Genomic DNA, 15,891 nt, shown 5'->3' on the forward strand with positions numbered 1-15,891 from the left:
TAGCCTGCACCAGTAAGGTGATACCGGACGTTCCATTCCGGAATGTCTGGTATGCTCAAAATTCATGATGTGATCCGTGGCACATTTTTAGGTTTAATTGTATGATGAATGCGTTTCAGCAAGGACTATCACCATGAGCAAATCATTGAACATTATCTGGCAATATCTGCGCGCATTCGTCCTGATTTACGCCTGCCTGTATGCCGGGATTTTCATCGCGTCGCTGCTGCCCATCACCATTCCCGGCAGCATTATCGGCATGCTGATCCTCTTCGTGTTGCTGGCGCTGCAAATCCTGCCTGCAAAGTGGGTCAATCCCGGCTGCTTCGTCCTCATTCGCTATATGGCGCTGCTTTTCGTGCCTATCGGCGTCGGGGTCATGCAGTATTTTGATTTGCTCAAAGCCCAGTTCGGCCCGATTGTTGTTTCCTGCGCGGTGAGTACGCTGGTGGTTTTCCTGGTGGTGAGCTGGAGTTCACATCTGGTGCATGGCGAACGTAACGTGATTGGGGAGAAAACAAAAAAATGATGGACAATATCTGGTGGTCCCTGCCGCTCACCCTTGCAGTCTTTTTCGCCGCACGTAAGCTTGCCGCGCGTTTCAAAATGCCCTTGCTGAACCCCCTGCTGGTGGCGATGGTGGTGATAATTCCGTTCCTGCTGCTCACCGGCATTCCTTACGAACGCTACTTTGCCGGCAGCAAAATCTTAAACGACCTGCTGCAGCCCGCCGTCGTGGCGCTGGCGTTTCCTTTATATGAGCAGCTGCACCAGATCCGCGCCCGCTGGAAATCCATCATTACCATCTGTTTTGTGGGTAGCCTGGTGGCGATGATCACCGGCACGTCGGTGGCGCTGCTGATGGGCGCTTCCCCACAGATTGCGGCGTCAATCCTGCCTAAATCGGTGACCACGCCTATCGCGATGGCGGTTGGGGGCAGCCTCGGCGGCATTCCGGCCATCAGCGCGATGTGCGTCATTTTCGTCGGTATTCTCGGCGCGGTGTTTGGCCACACCCTGCTGAACGCGATGCGTATTCATACTAAAGCGGCACGGGGGCTCTCGATGGGCACCGCCTCGCACGCGCTGGGCACTGCCCGCTGCGCGGAGCTGGATTATCAGGAAGGGGCGTTTAGCTCCCTGGCGCTGGTGATCTGCGGGATTATTACCTCCCTGCTGGCCCCGTTCATTTTCCCGCTGATTCTGGCAGTGATGGGCTAAAATTTGCGATGCGTCGCGCAAATTTCATTTTGATTTCATAAGTTGCATACATAATGAGAAGTGGATCACATATAAAGCCCTGACGGCTCCGTAAACTACCGATCCATTAACCTTTATGAGGCAAACGCCATGCACCCACGTTTTCAAGCTGCTTTCGCCCAGCTTGCAGAGAATTTGCAGTCAGCCCTTACTCCCGTTCTGGCAGATGCGCACTTCCCCGCCCTGCTGACCCCGGAGCAGGTCACGATGCTGAAACAGGCAACGGGACTGGACGAAGACGCGCTGGCTTTCGCACTGCTTCCTCTGGCTGCCGCCTGCGCGCGGGCCGATCTCTCCCACTTCAACGTCGGGGCCATTGCGCGCGGCGTCAGCGGCACCTGGTACTTCGGCGGCAATATGGAGTTCCTGGGCGCAACCATGCAGCAAACCGTTCACGCCGAGCAGAGCGCCATCAGCCACGCCTGGCTGCGCGGTGAAAAAGCGCTGAGCGCCATTACCGTGAACTACACCCCCTGCGGCCACTGCCGTCAGTTTATGAACGAGTTGAACAGCGGGCTGCAGCTGCGCATCAACCTGCCGGGCCGCGCGCCGCACACGCTGGCGGATTACCTGCCTGACGCGTTTGGCCCGAAAGATCTGGAGATCAAAACCCTGCTGATGGACGAGCAGGACCACGGTTTCGCCCTGTCCGGCGATGACCTGAGCCAGGCGGCGATTACCGCCGCCAACAAGAGCCACACGCCGTACAGCACGTCCCCGAGCGGCGTGGCGCTGCAGTGTCGCGATGGCCGAATCTTCACCGGCAGCTATGCGGAAAACGCCGCGTTTAACCCAACGCTGCCGCCGCTGCAGGGCGCACTCAACCTGCTGAGCCTGAACGGCTATGATTATCCTGACATTCAGCGCGCTATTCTGGCAGAAATTGCTGATGCGCCGCTGATTCAGTGGGATGCCACTGCCGCAACGCTTAAAGCGCTGGGCTGTACAACGATTGACCGCGTGCTGCTGGCGTAACCCTTCCGGCGGGCAGAAATGCCCGCCAGTTTGTTGAAAAACCCCTCAGTTGAGTCGCTGTTTCTTGCGCTAACCAGGCGGGTAAAGTAGCCTGAGTTAAATTTCACCTTCGGTACGAGCCATCTGCATGTTGAAGCGCGTTTTTTACAGCCTGTCTGTCCTGGTCGGCATACTGCTGTTGATCGTGCTCGGCCTCGACCGCTGGATGAGCTGGAAAACCGCCCCCTATATCTTTGACGACCTGCAGGACCTGCCCTATCGTCAGGTTGGGGTGGTGCTCGGCACCGCCAAGTATTACCGCACCGGCGTCATCAACCAGTATTACCGTTACCGCATTCAGGGCGCGCTGAACGCCTACAACAGCGGCAAGGTGAACTACCTGCTGCTGAGCGGCGATAACGCCCTGCAAAGCTATAACGAGCCGGTGACGATGCGTAAGGACCTGATTGCCGCGGGCGTGGATCCTGCCGATATCGTGCTCGACTACGCGGGCTTCCGCACCCTGGACTCCATAGTCCGCACGCGCAAGGTCTTCGACACCAACGACTTCATCATCATCACCCAGCGCTTCCACTGCGAGCGCGCGCTGTTTATCGCCCTGCACATGGGCATTCAGGCGCAGTGCTACGCGGTGCCGTCGCCAAAAGATATGCTGAGCGTGCGCGTCCGCGAGTTCGGCGCCCGCTTTGGTGCCCTGGCCGATCTGTATATCTTTAAGCGCGAACCGCGCTTTTTAGGCCCGCTGGTGCCGATTCCGGCGATGCACGAAGTGCCGGAAGACGCGCAGGGTTATCCGGCCGTCACGCCCGAGCAGCTGCTGGATATGCAGAAAAAAGAGAAATAACAGAGCCGCCTTTATACTTTCTTTACGCCGGGCCTGACGCTTTTTATCTCCCCTTTACGTCGGCTCTTTTAAGCTGAGTTCACTGCCGCTACGGCTTCATTGAAGAATGACTATGAACTCGATAATGAATGCGTTTTTCCTCAAAAGTCTCCGCCCGTACTTTAACTTTCCCGGCTTATCACTCCCTGGCGCACTTAATTCTGGCCTCTGGCTGGATGAAAAAATTGACGCCCTGCAGCACAACGTTGCCGTGGAAGTGGCCGATTATCTGGAACGTTACCCGCAAACGAAACATGTTGACGTTTACCTGAACGATATCAACGGCACGATGCGCGGCAAGCGCCTCTCGGTGGAGAGCATGCTGAGCCTGGAAAAAGGCTGTTATTTTCCGCTTTCCGTCTACTCAATGGACCAGAAGGGAAACATCGCCGCCCCGCTTTATGATGAACCCGACCGGCTGTGCGTCCCGGTCGCCGGTTCTCTGCGCCCCTGTCCGCAGGATCCGGAGCACACCGCGCAGATCCTGCTGACGATGAAAGACAGCGACGGTAACCCCTGCCCGCTTGAGCCGCGCGCGATACTGCAGAACGTCGTGGCCCGCTTCCACCAGCACGGCCTTTTCCCGGTGATTGCCCCGGAAATCGAGTTTTACCTGACGGGACAGGGCGAACGCGATCCGCAAAATCAGGGCTGTTTTCACATGGATACCTCGTCGGCGCATGCGGCGCTGTTTGACGAGCTGGAACAGCTGGCGCACCTTCAGCGCATACCGCTGTCAGGGGTGGTAGCGGAAGCCGAGTCCGGACAGTACGAATTAAACCTGAAGCACAGCCAGCGCGTCGTAGAGGTTTGTGATAACGTGCTGGCCCTGCGCCGCCTGACCCGCTATGTCGCTGAAAAGCACGGTCTTCAGGCCAACTTTATGGCTAAGCCGTTCAGCGAGCTTTCCGGCAGCGGTTTGCACATCCATTTCAGCCTGAACGATAGCCGTGGCGAAAACGTTTTTGCCTCGCCGGTGAACGCGCTGAGCAGCATGATGCGCTTGTGCATCGCGGGCCAGCTGGCGCTGATGCCCGCCTCCGTCGCCATTCTTGCGCCGGGGGTCAACGCGTTTCGTCGCCTGCGTAAAAACCTGACGGAACCCGTCTTTAACTCCTGGGGCTATAACACCCGCTCCGCCGCCTTGCGTATTCCCTGCTCGGATGAGAGCAACCGTCGTATCGAGTACCGGCTGGCCGGGGCCGATGCGAATCCGTATCTGGTCATAGCCACTATCCTGACAGGCATGCTGTACGGGCTGGAACATATCGACGAGGGGGATCTCCCTGAGCACGACCAACCCGAACTGCCGCTGTTCCAGCAGGAGGCGATTGAGGTCTTTGCCCGCTGTCAGTATCTCACCGACAGCCTGGGCGACGCCTTTTCCGAACAGTGGGTCGCCTGCAAGCTTTCTGAACTCGACTGGTTTGAGCGGATTGTGACGCAGGAGGAGTCCCATCTGGCATAGGGCATAAAAAAGCCCGCTCGGTGAGCGGGCCGGGTATGGCGAGTAAAGATTACTTTTTACGGGCGTACTTCAGTGAATCCAGCGCAACCGCGAAGATAATGATGGCGCCCTTGATGATGTACTGCCAGTACGGGTTCACGCCGATGTAGGTCAGCCCGTAGTTGATGACGGTGAAGATGATCACACCGGTCACCACGCCGAGTACGGTACCCACGCCGCCGCTGAAGGAGACGCCGCCCACCACGCAGGCTGCGATCGCATCCAGTTCGTACATGAAGCCAAGGTTGTTCGTTGCAGAGCCGATGCGGCCCGCTTCCAGCATCCCGCCGAAGGCGTAGAACACGCCGGACAGTGCATAGATGATAAGCAGGTTCAGGGCGACGTTTACGCCGGACACTTTCGCCGCTTCCGGGTTACCGCCGATAGCGAAGATGTTTTTGCCAAAGCGCGTTTTGTTCCACAGGATCCAGACAAAGGCGACCGCAATCAGCGCATAGAAGGTGATATACGACAGGCGGAAGCTGCCCAGCGCGATAAACCCTTGCGTAAAGGTCGAGAAGCCGCTGTCAAAGCCCGAGATGGGCGAAGCACCGACGAAGTCGTAGTACAGGGAGTTGATACCGTAAACGATGATCATCGTGCCCAGGGTGGTGATGAATGGCGTCACGTTCAGGTAGGCGATGATAATACCGTTGATCAGACCAATCACCGCACCAATGGCGCAGACAATCAGGATCACCACGAAAATCGGCATGGTGGCCATTTCCGGGAAGACCTTGTTGGCGTTTTCCATCGACTGCAGCAGGGTTGCCGCGATAACCGCCGCCAGACCCACCTGACGACCGGCAGAAAGGTCCGTCCCCTGGGTCACGATCAGACCCGCCACGCCCAGCGCAATAATAATACGCACGGAGGACTGGGTCAGAATGTTACTCAGGTTCAGCAGGCTTAAGAACGTAGGGTCCTGGAAAATGATGATTGCCAGCAAGACTAAAAGAACAACGTAAATACCGCCTTCTTTCAGGTAAGTGAGAAAACTTTTTTTATTTAACGCACTCATGAGGAGCCCCTGATCTTAAAGGTGCAAAGACGCAAGACGCAAAATTTCGTTTTGCGTTGTCGTTTTGGTGTCAACAATACCGGCGACGAGACCATTGCTCATAACCAGAATACGGTCCGTGATCCCTAACAGTTCCGGCATTTCGGAAGAAATAATAATGATCCCTTTATTCTTTTTCGCCAGCTCGGCAATCAGCTGATAAATTTCAAACTTCGCGCCGACGTCAATACCGCGGGTCGGCTCATCCAGCATCAGGATTTCGGGCTGCGTTAATAACCAACGGCCAATAATCACTTTCTGCTGGTTACCGCCTGACAGCGAACCAATCTGGGTGCGGTGGCCTGGCGTTTTCACGCGCATGGAGTCAATCACCCACTGGGTATCGCTTTTCATGCGGGAATTATCCAGCAGCCCGACTTTGTTTTTGTAATTGCGAATGTTAGAAATTAACGAGTTAAAGTTAATATCCAGATAAGCATAAATACCGGTCGAACGACGCTCTTCCGTCACCAGCGCAAAACCATTATTAATGGCTTCGTTGGCGTTGTGGTTATTGATTTTCTTACCGTGCAGCGTAATGGTGCCTTCGGCTTTCTCACGAATGCCAAACAGGGTTTCCACGATATCGGTACGCTTTGCCCCCACCAGGCCGGCAATCCCCAGGATTTCACCCTTGTGCAGGTCGAAGGAGACATCGCGGATAGACGGCTGACGTAACGAGGTCAGGTTGCGCACTTCCAGGATCACTTCGCCCGGCTTGTTCTCTTTATCCGGGAAGCGCTGGTTCAGGGAACGGCCGACCATCATGGCGATGATCTTGTCCATGTCCAGCCCTTCCAGCGGCTGCGTGGCGATCCACTGGCCGTCGCGCAGGATAGTGATCTCATCGCACAGCTGGAAGATCTCTTCCATTTTGTGGGAGATGTACACAATGCCGCAGCCGCGATCTTTGAGCTTACGAATAATGGTAAAAAGGTGGTTAACCTCTTTTTCCGTTAATGAGGATGTCGGTTCGTCCATGATGACAATTTTCGCATCATAGGAGAACGCTTTGGCAATTTCGATCATCTGCATCTGGGAGACGGATAATGTTCCCACGCGGGCGCGCGGATCGATATCAATATCCAGCTCGTCGAAAATTGCCTTGGTGTCGCGATACATTTTATCCTGATCGACAAAGACACCTTTGGTGGGATAACGCCCCAACCACATGTTATCCATGACTGAACGCTGCAGCACCAGGTTTAATTCCTGGTGAACCATCGAGATACCGTTTTCCAGTGCTTCTTTCGCTGAATGGAAATCGATCTCTTTCCCCTGAAAAAGAATGCTGCCAGAATCTTTTTGATAGATCCCAAAAAGACATTTTAATAATGTTGATTTACCCGCACCGTTCTCCCCCATTAAGGCATGAATAGAGTGAGGACGCACTTTTAAATTAACATTATCGAGTGCCTTAACGCCGGGAAATGACTTGTTGATACCGCTCATTTCCAACAGGTATTCACCGGATGACTGAGTTGTTGTGCTGACCATAATTATACCTTGTTGGCCTCGCATATCGCGTTATAAAAGGGCGCAACTCGTTGCGCCCAGTGAAGACAAGTTAACTCTTTTATTTACCGATAAACTCAGCCAGGTTGGACTGGTCTACGCCCACGTAAGGTACGCGAACGATTTTGTTGTCAATTTTCCAGTTGGTGCCATCTGCCGCACCTTTGCCATCGGCCAGGTTTTTCGCCAGATCGAAGGTGGCTTTCGCCTGGTTGTTGGCATCGTTCAGCACGGTACCGGCCATCGCACCGGATTTAACCAGCGCCAGCGCTTCTGGCAGCGCATCTACGCCGAATACCGGGATAGAGGATTTGTTGTGTGCTTTCAGCGCTTCTACCGCACCCATTGCCATCGCATCGTTGTTGGCGATAACCACTTCGATTTTGTTGGCGTTAGGGCCGGACAGCCACGCGTCCATCTTATCTTTCGCCTGAGCGGTATCCCACATCGCGGTATCTAACGCCAGCTGCTGGGTTTTCAGGCCCTTGTCGTTCAGCTCTTTGATAACGTAGGTGGTACGCGCTTCAGCATCCGGGTGGCCAGGTTCGCCTTTCAGCAGCACGAACTGAATCTGACCGTCTTTGTTCAGGTCCCAGTTCGGGTTCGCCGCCCAGTGTTTCGCGATCAGATCGCCCTGAATAATACCGGACTCTTTGGAGTCGGTACCGACGTAATACGCTTTGTCGTAGCTATCCAGCGCCTTACGGGAAGGTTCTTTGTTGAAGAAGACGATCGGCACGTTCTGGCCGCGCGCTTTTTCAATAACCGTGCCTGCTGCAGCCGGGTCAACCAGGTTGATGGCCAGGGCTTTCACGCCTTTCGCCAGCAGAACGTCGATCTGGTCGTTCTGTTTGGACTGGTCATTCTGGGAGTCGTTCATCAGCAGCTGAACGTCTGGCGCTGCTTTCGCATCTTTCTCAATCGCTTTACGCACAACAGACATGAAGTTGTCGTCGTATTTATAGATGGTCACACCAATACGGGTATCCGCAGCGTGCGCTGCTGCACCAAAAAGCATGCTTGCCATTACAGCAGACAGGGTCAACACCTTCTTATTCATGGTATCTCCGGTTTTTTTTATGCAGGGTAGTTCTTGTGAATAACGAGCGGCGGGCAGATGTTAATAAAACGTTACTGACAGCCGAGGTTCACTTATAAAATTTCTCTCTTCCGTGTTCGGTAACGCTCCAGAAATGCGTTTTATTCGTTGTTTGCGGCACATTGGCTATAGTGAAAGTGAATAATTACTGTTACATAGCGTTTCAGCCCCTAAAACGCTGACATCATAGTCAGCGCCTTGTTAAGATACTGTGAATTTACTCACAGATTGAAAACGGTTACATCACCACATGTAATCAGTTAGTGATCGGAACCACAATTTGCCGGGCCGCGACGGAGTGGCGGCGCACTAAAGTCGGCATGAAACAGTGTGTTGCCCCCGGATCCAGCATGCCTGCTGCCCCCTGTAACGCCAGCTCAGTCGCCAGTTTCGCCATAGAGGCAATCGGGTAGCGCACCGTTGTCAGCTGCGGGTCGGTGTAACGAGCAATCGGGATATCATCGAAACCAATGAGTGACAAATGCTGTGGCACCGCAATGCCGTTATCCTTCAGCGCCGTCAGGGCGCCTGCCGCCATGCTGTCGTTATAGGCAAACACCGCAGACAGCTGCAGATTGCGGCCCAGCAGCTCTACCATCGCCGCTTCACCGCCCTGCATATCCGGCGTGCCGGTTCCCACCCAGCCCTCGGATGGCGTAATGCCATGCTCTTTCAGGGCGTTTTGCCACCCCTCGCGCCGCAGTTCGTCATCTTCAATCGCGTGGCTGGAGGCCAGATAACCGATCCGCTGATGCCCGTTGTTAATGAGCATTTTCGTGGCCATCATGGCGCCGCTGACGTTATCCAGCCCGACGCAGCGGTGGGCATAGCCGGGGACGATGCGGTTGATCAGCACCATGCCCGGGATCTGCTCCATCAATCCGGTTAGCTCTTCATCGTTCAAGGCTTTTGAGTGGACAATCAAGGCGTTACAGCGCTGGCGGATCAGCACTTCAATGGCATGACGTTCTTTTTCCGCCTCATGATAGCTATTGCCGATCAGGACATATTTCTCATGCTGCTGGGCGACCATATCGACCGCTTTCACCAGTGCGCCGAAAAAGGCATCCGAGACATCCATCACCACCACGCCGATGGTGTCGCTGACCTGCGTCGCAAGCGCCTGGGCATTGGCATTTGGCCGGTACCCGAGCTGGGTCACGGCTTTCATTACGGTTTCTCGGGTTTCAGGGCTGACCAGCGCGCTATTGTTCAGCACGCGTGAGACGGTAGCCACAGAAACGCCCGCCTGACGGGCGACGTCACGAATGGTGATCATATTCACCATCCTTCAAAGGATTGCAGCAACTCACAGACACCCCCTGTGTTTAGCAAGGTGGCTATTTTGGCAGCGAGAGAAAGGGGACTACGTGAAGAAGCTCACAGTCATGAAAACGCTTACATCCGTTTTGTTAATGATTGTGATCCAGATCGTTATCTGGATGTATTTTTCAATGATATCCCTGAAGCACGTGCGGTTAACTGACGCCATACCCACTCCAGCGGTCCCTGGCGGAAATAGCGTAGCCAGAGAACAGAAAACGCCAGGTTTACTGCCCAGACCGGAATAACAAACGCCAGCAGCGTAAGGCGGTCGAATTTCATAAACAGGCCAAAGCGATAGAAAAGCGTGGTGCAGATCAGCGTTTGCAGGAGGTAATTGCTTAACGCCATGCGTCCCACGCAGGCGATAGCGCTGACCATCCACAGACGAGAAAGCGAGGGCCAGAAGCCGTAGATCAGCGCCGCGTAGCCGATGGTCTGGAACGGTGCGCTCAGTTCACGCGGCACCTGGAGCAGGAACGCGCACCAGCGGTAATCCCAGTGGATATGCCACTGCGCTATCACCGCCGGGAGGTTAATCAGCACGCCGAGCAGCACCAGACCGGTGCCTGTGCGACGATAGTGACGCAGGCTGAATTCCCCTTTCAGCCAGCCGGTGCGCATCAGTGACGCGCCCATCAGCATCATGCCCGCCAGCTGCCAGCCGTATTGCGCGCCCAGCGCGAGGAGGTTATCCCCCAGCATATCCGCGCGGTTGCTTATCGCTTCCGTACCGCCCTTCAGCTTCCAGAACTGTTCGTACTGCAGGTTAGCGGCATCCGGGATCCAGGCACGATTCGTCGTCTCCCCGGAGATCATCCCCAGCAGCAGCAGTACCCCAAGCCCCATGACATAGAGCATCACGCCGGTGTTGAACAGGTTTTTAACGCTGTGCGCATCGCGAATGAGGCGCCAGCAGATGAGCCCGACTAACCCATACGCGAGAAGAATATCGCCGTCCCAGAAGAACAGGCCATGGATAAAACCGAGGATAACCAGCAGCGTCAGGCGCGACTGGATCCAGCGCGTGCCGCGTTTGAGGAGAAGCTGCAGGCCTGCGCCAAACAGCAGGGCGAAGAGCGTAAGGAATTTGACCTGCGCAAAGAGATCGAGGATTGCCCAGGTCCAGGCATCACTGCGGGTGATGTCGCCATACCACGCGGGATTGAGATACGCCGCCTTCGGCAAACCGAAGGCGGTGATATTAAGCAGCAGGATACCGAGAATGGCGACGCCGCGAACAAAATCGAGCGTGACGTTTCGCTCCATGGTCCCTGCCCTGTCAGACTTAGTTGTGGTGACGTACGGCGCGCAGGAACTCCTGGCGGGTATTCTGGCTCGATTTAAACAGACCGCCCAGCGAGGTTGTGGTGGTCGCACTGGTGGCATCGCGCACGCCGCGCGCTTTCACGCAGTAGTGAACCGCGTCGATAGAGACGGCCACGTTATTAGTGCCCAGCAGCGTTTGCAGCGCGGTCAGGATCTGCTGGGTCAGGCGCTCCTGCACCTGCGGACGCTGAGCGAAGAACTGCACGATGCGGTTGATCTTCGACAGGCCAATCACCGTATCTTTGGGGATATACGCCACGGTCGCTTTACCGTCGATGGTCACGAAATGGTGTTCGCAGGTGCTGGTCAGCGTGATATCGCGGACCGTCACCATCTCATCCACTTTCATCTTGTTTTCAATGACGGTGATTTTCGGGAAGTTGGCGTAATCCAGGCCGGAGAAAATTTCGTCGACGTACATTTTCGCGATGCGGTGCGGCGTCTCCATCAGACTGTCGTCACTCAGATCGAGATTCAGCAGCTCCATGATGTCGGTCATATGACCGGCAATCAGACGCTTGCGGGTTTCATTGTCCAAGTCCTGTACGGGCGGACGCAGTGGCGTTTCAAGACCGCGCGCAACCAGGGCTTCGTGGACTAGGGCAGCTTCTTTACTGAGTGATGACATTTTGTTCTCCTGCAGGTGTGGCGTCTTTTGCCCTCGTTGTGGCAAAAGTATGCGTTCATTGTGCGTGAGGCGGCGCACATAATCCAGTATTCACGACGATAATTATTGCGATTGCTGTTGCCTTTCAGCGTGACGATTCCAGACAAGCGCTCCTCCAACGAACAGCGCAATGCCCGCCAGCCCCAGCGCGGGCTCCAGCCGGTGGGTGAGCCAGGTTGATAACGCCGAGGTGACCGGACCAATCAACTGCCCAATCGCATACCCGGTGGTGAGCAGGCCTGCCGTATAGCGCGTGTGGTTTGGCGCCAGCTCGCGGCCGTATAAAAGAGAGAGCTGCACGGCACACAAAAAGCCGCCGCCCACCAGCAGCCCGCCCGTCAGCAACCCGCCAATCCCCGGCAGCAGCCAGGCCGCCAGCACGCCTGCGCCCTGTAACCACAGTACGATCGCCAGCCTGCGGTTAGCCGTTGAGGTATGGCGTAACAGAATACTGAGCGCAATCCCCACCACGGCGGCGAGACCAAAAATCGGCCAGACAAACTGGGCAAACAGGCTGCCGGGAAAACGCACGGCCGCCATTTGCGACAGGAAGGTCGCCGGGAGGATATAGCCAAACCCGGCCAGGCTGTAGCTCCAGACCAGACGCGTTAAATCCGCCGTCAGCACCAGCGGCTCCGGCGCGGTGCCGGGTCGATGGAGCTGCCCGGATCGCGGCAGGTAGCGCGCCACCAGGGCAATCAGCACCAGCGCCAGCACGCCGTAGATTTGCCATGCCGCCCCGGCCGACAGGGACTTCGCCTGAATATAGACGGCGAGCAGCCCGCTCAGGGCAATGCCCGCCCCCGGTCCGGCAAACACCGCAGCGCTCAGGCCCGGTTTACCCAGCTGCCCCAGCCGTTCGTTGGTCCAGGCGGCAATGAGTACCATCGACCAGCCGCTCATGCAGCCAATCACGAAGCGCAGCAGGCCGTGCACGACGGCGTTATCCGCTGCCGCGGAGAGCAGCGTCAGCGCCACCGCGCCGGTGATGCCCAGCCAGAGGCGCGTTTCAACGAAGCGGTGCGCACGCATCGCATCCCACGCACCCACCAGATAGCCCAGATAATTCATCGCCGCCACCAGACCCGCGCTGGTCAGCGTAAGCTGTCCGGCAGCAATCATCAGCGGTACCTGAGGCGTAAAGGCAAAGCGCCCTATCCCCATCGCCACCACCAGAACGACAAACCCACTGAGCGCAATACGCAGCGCCATGACCGCTCCAATTGTTAAAGAAAAGTAAATTTATGATGCAGCATCTCGCCGCCTGGCGAAAGTGAAAGTTACTCACAGGTCAATGAAAAGGCTGTATTATGGGTTTTATGAATACGCATTCTCATTAAGGAGCCCTGCATGGAACTGCTCGAAGAGCACCGTTGTTTTGAAGGTCGACAGCAGCGCTGGCGGCACGACTCCACCTCTCTGAACTGTGCAATGACGTTCAGCATTTTCCTGCCGCCGACGGAAAACCCGCCGGTTTTGTTCTGGCTTTCCGGCCTGACCTGTAACGACGAAAACTTCACCACCAAAGCGGGCGCGCAGCGTATTGCCGCCGAGCTGGGCATTGCGCTGGTGATGCCAGACACCAGCCCGCGTGGCGACGATGTGGCCGACGATGCCGGATACGACCTGGGCAAAGGCGCCGGATTTTATCTCAATGCGACCGAGCAGCCCTGGGCGCGCCACTACCGCATGTATGATTACCTTCGCGATGAACTTCCTGCGCTGGTGCAGTCGCAGTTTGCGGTTGGCGAGCGCTGCGCGATCAGCGGCCACTCGATGGGCGGACACGGGGCGCTCATCATGGCGCTGAAAAATCCGGGGAAATACGTCAGCGTGTCGGCATTTGCGCCAATTGTGAACCCAACGCAGGTGCCGTGGGGGCAGAAAGCCTTCACACACTATCTGGGTGAGGATGCTGAAAAATGGCAGGCATGGGACAGCTGCGCGCTGATGCTGGCCAGCAAAGCTGAAGAAGCCATTCCTACCCTTATCGATCAGGGTGATGCGGACCAGTTCCTCGCCGGACAGCTGCAGCCTGCGGTGCTGGCAGAAGCGGCACGCCAGAAAGACTGGCCGCTGACGCTGCGCATTCAGCCGGGATACGATCACAGCTATTACTTCATCGCGTCCTTTATTGAGGATCATCTCCGCTTCCATGCGGAGCATTTATTTGCATAAGCACCGCCTGTTTTGCCCGGTGGCGCTTCGCTTACCGGGCCTACGGGCCTGTGCCCTTATGTAGGCCGGGTAAGGCGCAGCCGCCACCCGGCACATGGCTACATCAGAACTTATAATCCACGCCGACAAAGTAGCGACGGCCATCTTCCGTGTAGCTGTAATCGTCGCGGCTCAGATCTTTGTCCAGCAGGTTCTGCACGCCCGCGCGCAGCTTCACGCTTTTGGTTGCCTGCCATGCGGCGCCGGTATTCCAGATAACATAGCCACCCGGCGTTGGGTCGCTGCTGGTCAGCGCGCGTTTCTCACCGGTGTAGTTGCCCTGAACATAGAACGACCAGTCCTGCGTCGCCTTCCAGTCAACGGTCCCGTTGGCCGTGTGGAACGGCAGATCGGACAACGGCTTGTTGCCGCCGTTGCTGATATCACGACCGTCGTTGTAGGTGTAGTTCAGCGTCACTTTCCAGTCGTCCGCCAGCGGGAATTTCAGCTCGGTCTCCACCCCGCGGATGCGCGCCTTGTTGACGTTGTAGTAGCGGAATATCGGCTCACCGTCCGCATTCAGGCCAACGTAGTTAGGGTAGCTCTGCGCCTGCTTCGCATTGGCCGTACGGCTGATGCTGATGCGGTCATCGACGTTATTCTGGAAGGTGGTCACGCTGGCCTGCACGCCCTCTAACCAGCCCTCTTCCCCGCTGTAGTACAGGCCGAATTCGAAGCTCTCGCTGGTTTCCGGCTTCAGATCCGGGTTACCGACAATCTCACAGGCACCGCGGCACGAGCCGGTGACCCAGTCCGGGCTCAGCTGCAGCAGTGACGGCGCTTTAAACGCGGTCGCCCAGCCCCCTTTCACCGTGACGGTATCGGTCGCGTTGTAGACCAGATAGGCGCGCGGGCTCCAGTGGTCGCCGTAGGTATCATGGTCGTCCATACGGATGCCGGTGGTCAGCGCCAGAGGTTCAAAAATACGCCACTCGTCCTCCAGGAACAGGGCATACTGGCTTGTCGACGTACTGCTGCTGGAGCCGCCCGTCAGGTTGACCGGATCCTTCAGCTTATCGTGACGCCATTCGCCGCCGAAGGTCATCAGCTGGTTGATGTCGCCCAGCGGCAGCACGTATTTCCCGTCTACCGCGTTGCTCTCGGAGGTGATCGGATTGCTGTTGCCCGGGTTTTTGTTATCCACCTTCTCGCCGTAAACCTTCAGCTCGCTGTTGCCGACGCCCCAGCGGCCGTTGTGGCTGAGAGAGTAGTTCTGACGTTCAAGGCGGTTTTTGTCGAGTGAATCCGAGTCACGATCCTGACGGTCGAAACCGTAGCCCGCCGTAAAGTCGTGATTTTCAGACGGCGTCCAGGCGAACTCCACATTCGCATCGCGGCTGGTGAAGCCTTCAATGCGCGGAGTTTCACCGCTCGCCGTGGTAGAGGACTTCTGCTGACCGTCTTTCTCACGCTTCGCGAGGCTACCGTAGGCTTTCAGCCCTAGCAGGCCGTCCACCAGCGGACCGCTGGTATAGAACTGGCCGTCGTACGTATCACCACGATCGCGATGTTCCTGAATTGTGGAATCAGCGCTCAGGGTGCCCGTCCATTTCTGGCCGATTTTTTTGGTGATAATGTTCACTACGCCGCCCAGCGCATCGGAGCCATAAAGCGAGGACATCGGCCCGCGCACGACTTCGATTCGTTCGATGGCGTCAACCGGCACCCAGTTGAGGTCGAAATCATTATGGCGGAACACTGCGTTACGGGAATTGACGCGCTTGCCGTCGATCAGGATCAGCGTGTAGCTGCTGTCCAGCCCGCGAATACTTACCCCTTTACGGTTGTCCCCTTCGCTCGTGAGCTGCACGCCCGGCACATCCCGTAACACATCTTTCAGGTTCTGAACGGGTTTGCGCTGCAAATCTTCCTGGGTAATCACGCTGATGCTTGCCGGTGCGTCTTTCAGGTTTTGCTCGGTCGCGGAAGCCGTGACAACCATTGTGTCGCCGGATTCCGCTGCGATAACAGGCAGGGCCAGGGACATTGCGGACGCACAAAGTCCTCCCCTGACGAAGGGATTCAACCTAAACATTCCATATCTCCATGAGGTAAA

The 15,891-nt window shown here is 56.5% G+C and carries 14 protein-coding genes; 6 read left to right on the forward strand and 8 right to left on the reverse strand.

Going from position 1 to position 15,891, the window contains the following annotated elements; translation table 11 throughout:
- The first annotated feature begins 133 nt into the window (after window positions 1-133).
- The 5 genes from PI91_RS18040 to PI91_RS18060 all read left to right on the forward strand — a co-directional run bounded on the left by PI91_RS18040 (window position 134) and on the right by PI91_RS18060 (window position 4,586).
- On the forward strand, window positions 134-529 hold the full coding sequence (locus PI91_RS18040) for a CidA/LrgA family protein (RefSeq protein WP_014884558.1): 396 nt from the start codon (window positions 134-136) through the stop codon (window positions 527-529).
- On the forward strand, window positions 526-1,221 hold the full coding sequence (locus tag PI91_RS18045; RefSeq protein ID WP_008500916.1) for a CidB/LrgB family autolysis modulator: 696 nt from the start codon (window positions 526-528) through the stop codon (window positions 1,219-1,221). The genes PI91_RS18040 and PI91_RS18045 overlap by 4 nt, the downstream gene beginning before the upstream one ends.
- Before the next feature lie 129 nt (window positions 1,222-1,350).
- A complete protein-coding gene (gene cdd, locus PI91_RS18050) occupies window positions 1,351-2,235 on the forward strand; it encodes a cytidine deaminase (protein ID WP_039266755.1) in 885 nt (294 codons plus the stop codon).
- 127 nt (window positions 2,236-2,362) lie between these two features.
- Window positions 2,363-3,079, forward strand: a complete 717-nt coding sequence (sanA, locus tag PI91_RS18055) for an outer membrane permeability protein SanA (protein WP_008500918.1) — start codon at window positions 2,363-2,365, stop codon at window positions 3,077-3,079.
- Window positions 3,080-3,203: 124 nt separating this feature from the next.
- The gene (locus PI91_RS18060; RefSeq protein ID WP_039266952.1) at window positions 3,204-4,586 is read left to right on the forward strand and encodes a glutamine synthetase family protein; all 1,383 of its coding nucleotides are present in this window, start codon (window positions 3,204-3,206) and stop codon (window positions 4,584-4,586) included.
- Between the two features lie 49 nt (window positions 4,587-4,635).
- Here PI91_RS18060 and mglC read toward each other — a convergent pair whose 3' ends face one another.
- From mglC to PI91_RS18095, 7 genes are all read right to left on the reverse strand, one after another.
- A complete protein-coding gene (gene mglC, locus PI91_RS18065) occupies window positions 4,636-5,646 on the reverse strand; it encodes a galactose/methyl galactoside ABC transporter permease MglC (protein WP_008500921.1) in 1,011 nt (336 codons plus the stop codon).
- Between the two features lie 15 nt (window positions 5,647-5,661).
- Complete coding sequence (gene mglA / locus PI91_RS18070; protein WP_008500922.1) at window positions 5,662-7,182, reverse strand: galactose/methyl galactoside ABC transporter ATP-binding protein MglA; 1,521 nt, start codon at window positions 7,180-7,182, stop codon at window positions 5,662-5,664.
- Between the two features lie 79 nt (window positions 7,183-7,261).
- Window positions 7,262-8,260, reverse strand: a complete 999-nt coding sequence (mglB, locus tag PI91_RS18075; protein ID WP_008500923.1) for a galactose/glucose ABC transporter substrate-binding protein MglB — start codon at window positions 8,258-8,260, stop codon at window positions 7,262-7,264.
- A gap of 295 nt (window positions 8,261-8,555) precedes the next feature.
- Window positions 8,556-9,578: an HTH-type transcriptional regulator GalS gene (gene galS / locus PI91_RS18080; RefSeq protein ID WP_039266756.1), complete on the reverse strand. Its 1,023-nt coding sequence runs from the start codon at window positions 9,576-9,578 to the stop codon at window positions 8,556-8,558.
- A 155-nt stretch (window positions 9,579-9,733) separates the two neighbouring features.
- On the reverse strand, window positions 9,734-10,891 hold the full coding sequence (yeiB, locus tag PI91_RS18085; protein ID WP_039266757.1) for a DUF418 domain-containing protein YeiB: 1,158 nt from the start codon (window positions 10,889-10,891) through the stop codon (window positions 9,734-9,736).
- Between the two features lie 19 nt (window positions 10,892-10,910).
- Window positions 10,911-11,579 carry a GTP cyclohydrolase I FolE gene (gene folE / locus PI91_RS18090; RefSeq protein WP_008500927.1) on the reverse strand — a complete coding sequence of 223 codons (669 nt, stop codon included), beginning with the start codon at window positions 11,577-11,579 and terminating at the stop codon, window positions 10,911-10,913.
- Between the two features lie 102 nt (window positions 11,580-11,681).
- Window positions 11,682-12,830, reverse strand: coding sequence for a YbfB/YjiJ family MFS transporter (locus PI91_RS18095; protein ID WP_039266758.1), 1,149 nt, complete (start codon window positions 12,828-12,830; stop codon window positions 11,682-11,684).
- A gap of 138 nt (window positions 12,831-12,968) precedes the next feature.
- Here PI91_RS18095 and fghA point away from each other — a divergent pair, with 138 nt between their 5' ends.
- Window positions 12,969-13,796, forward strand: coding sequence for an S-formylglutathione hydrolase (gene fghA, locus PI91_RS18100; protein ID WP_021241508.1), 828 nt, complete (start codon window positions 12,969-12,971; stop codon window positions 13,794-13,796).
- 103 nt (window positions 13,797-13,899) lie between these two features.
- Here fghA and cirA read toward each other — a convergent pair whose 3' ends face one another.
- Window positions 13,900-15,870 (reverse strand): catecholate siderophore receptor CirA, encoded by a 1,971-nt coding sequence (gene cirA, locus PI91_RS18105; protein ID WP_025913183.1) that lies wholly within the window; start codon window positions 15,868-15,870, stop codon window positions 13,900-13,902.
- Window positions 15,871-15,891: the final 21 nt, after the last annotated feature.

Origin of the sequence: Enterobacter sp. FB (genome assembly GCF_000805795.1) — a bacterium.
GTDB lineage: Bacteria > Pseudomonadota > Gammaproteobacteria > Enterobacterales > Enterobacteriaceae > Enterobacter > Enterobacter roggenkampii.

Bases quoted from the DNA above. Each gene is read 5' to 3' on its own strand.
- PI91_RS18040 (WP_014884558.1), top strand. From the start codon at position 134: ATGAGCAAATCATTGAACATTATCTGGCAATATCTGCGCGCATTCGTC.
- PI91_RS18045 (WP_008500916.1), top strand. From the start codon at position 526: ATGATGGACAATATCTGGTGGTCCCTGCCGCTCACCCTTGCAGTCTTT.
- cdd (WP_039266755.1), top strand. From the start codon at position 1,351: ATGCACCCACGTTTTCAAGCTGCTTTCGCCCAGCTTGCAGAGAATTTG.
- sanA (WP_008500918.1), top strand. From the start codon at position 2,363: ATGTTGAAGCGCGTTTTTTACAGCCTGTCTGTCCTGGTCGGCATACTG.
- PI91_RS18060 (WP_039266952.1), top strand. From the start codon at position 3,204: ATGAATGCGTTTTTCCTCAAAAGTCTCCGCCCGTACTTTAACTTTCCC.
- mglC (WP_008500921.1), bottom strand. From the start codon at position 5,646: ATGAGTGCGTTAAATAAAAAAAGTTTTCTCACTTACCTGAAAGAAGGC.
- mglA (WP_008500922.1), bottom strand. From the start codon at position 7,182: ATGGTCAGCACAACAACTCAGTCATCCGGTGAATACCTGTTGGAAATG.
- mglB (WP_008500923.1), bottom strand. From the start codon at position 8,260: ATGAATAAGAAGGTGTTGACCCTGTCTGCTGTAATGGCAAGCATGCTT.
- galS (WP_039266756.1), bottom strand. From the start codon at position 9,578: ATGATCACCATTCGTGACGTCGCCCGTCAGGCGGGCGTTTCTGTGGCT.
- yeiB (WP_039266757.1), bottom strand. From the start codon at position 10,891: ATGGAGCGAAACGTCACGCTCGATTTTGTTCGCGGCGTCGCCATTCTC.
- folE (WP_008500927.1), bottom strand. From the start codon at position 11,579: ATGTCATCACTCAGTAAAGAAGCTGCCCTAGTCCACGAAGCCCTGGTT.
- PI91_RS18095 (WP_039266758.1), bottom strand. From the start codon at position 12,830: ATGGCGCTGCGTATTGCGCTCAGTGGGTTTGTCGTTCTGGTGGTGGCG.
- fghA (WP_021241508.1), top strand. From the start codon at position 12,969: ATGGAACTGCTCGAAGAGCACCGTTGTTTTGAAGGTCGACAGCAGCGC.
- cirA (WP_025913183.1), bottom strand. From the start codon at position 15,870: ATGTTTAGGTTGAATCCCTTCGTCAGGGGAGGACTTTGTGCGTCCGCA.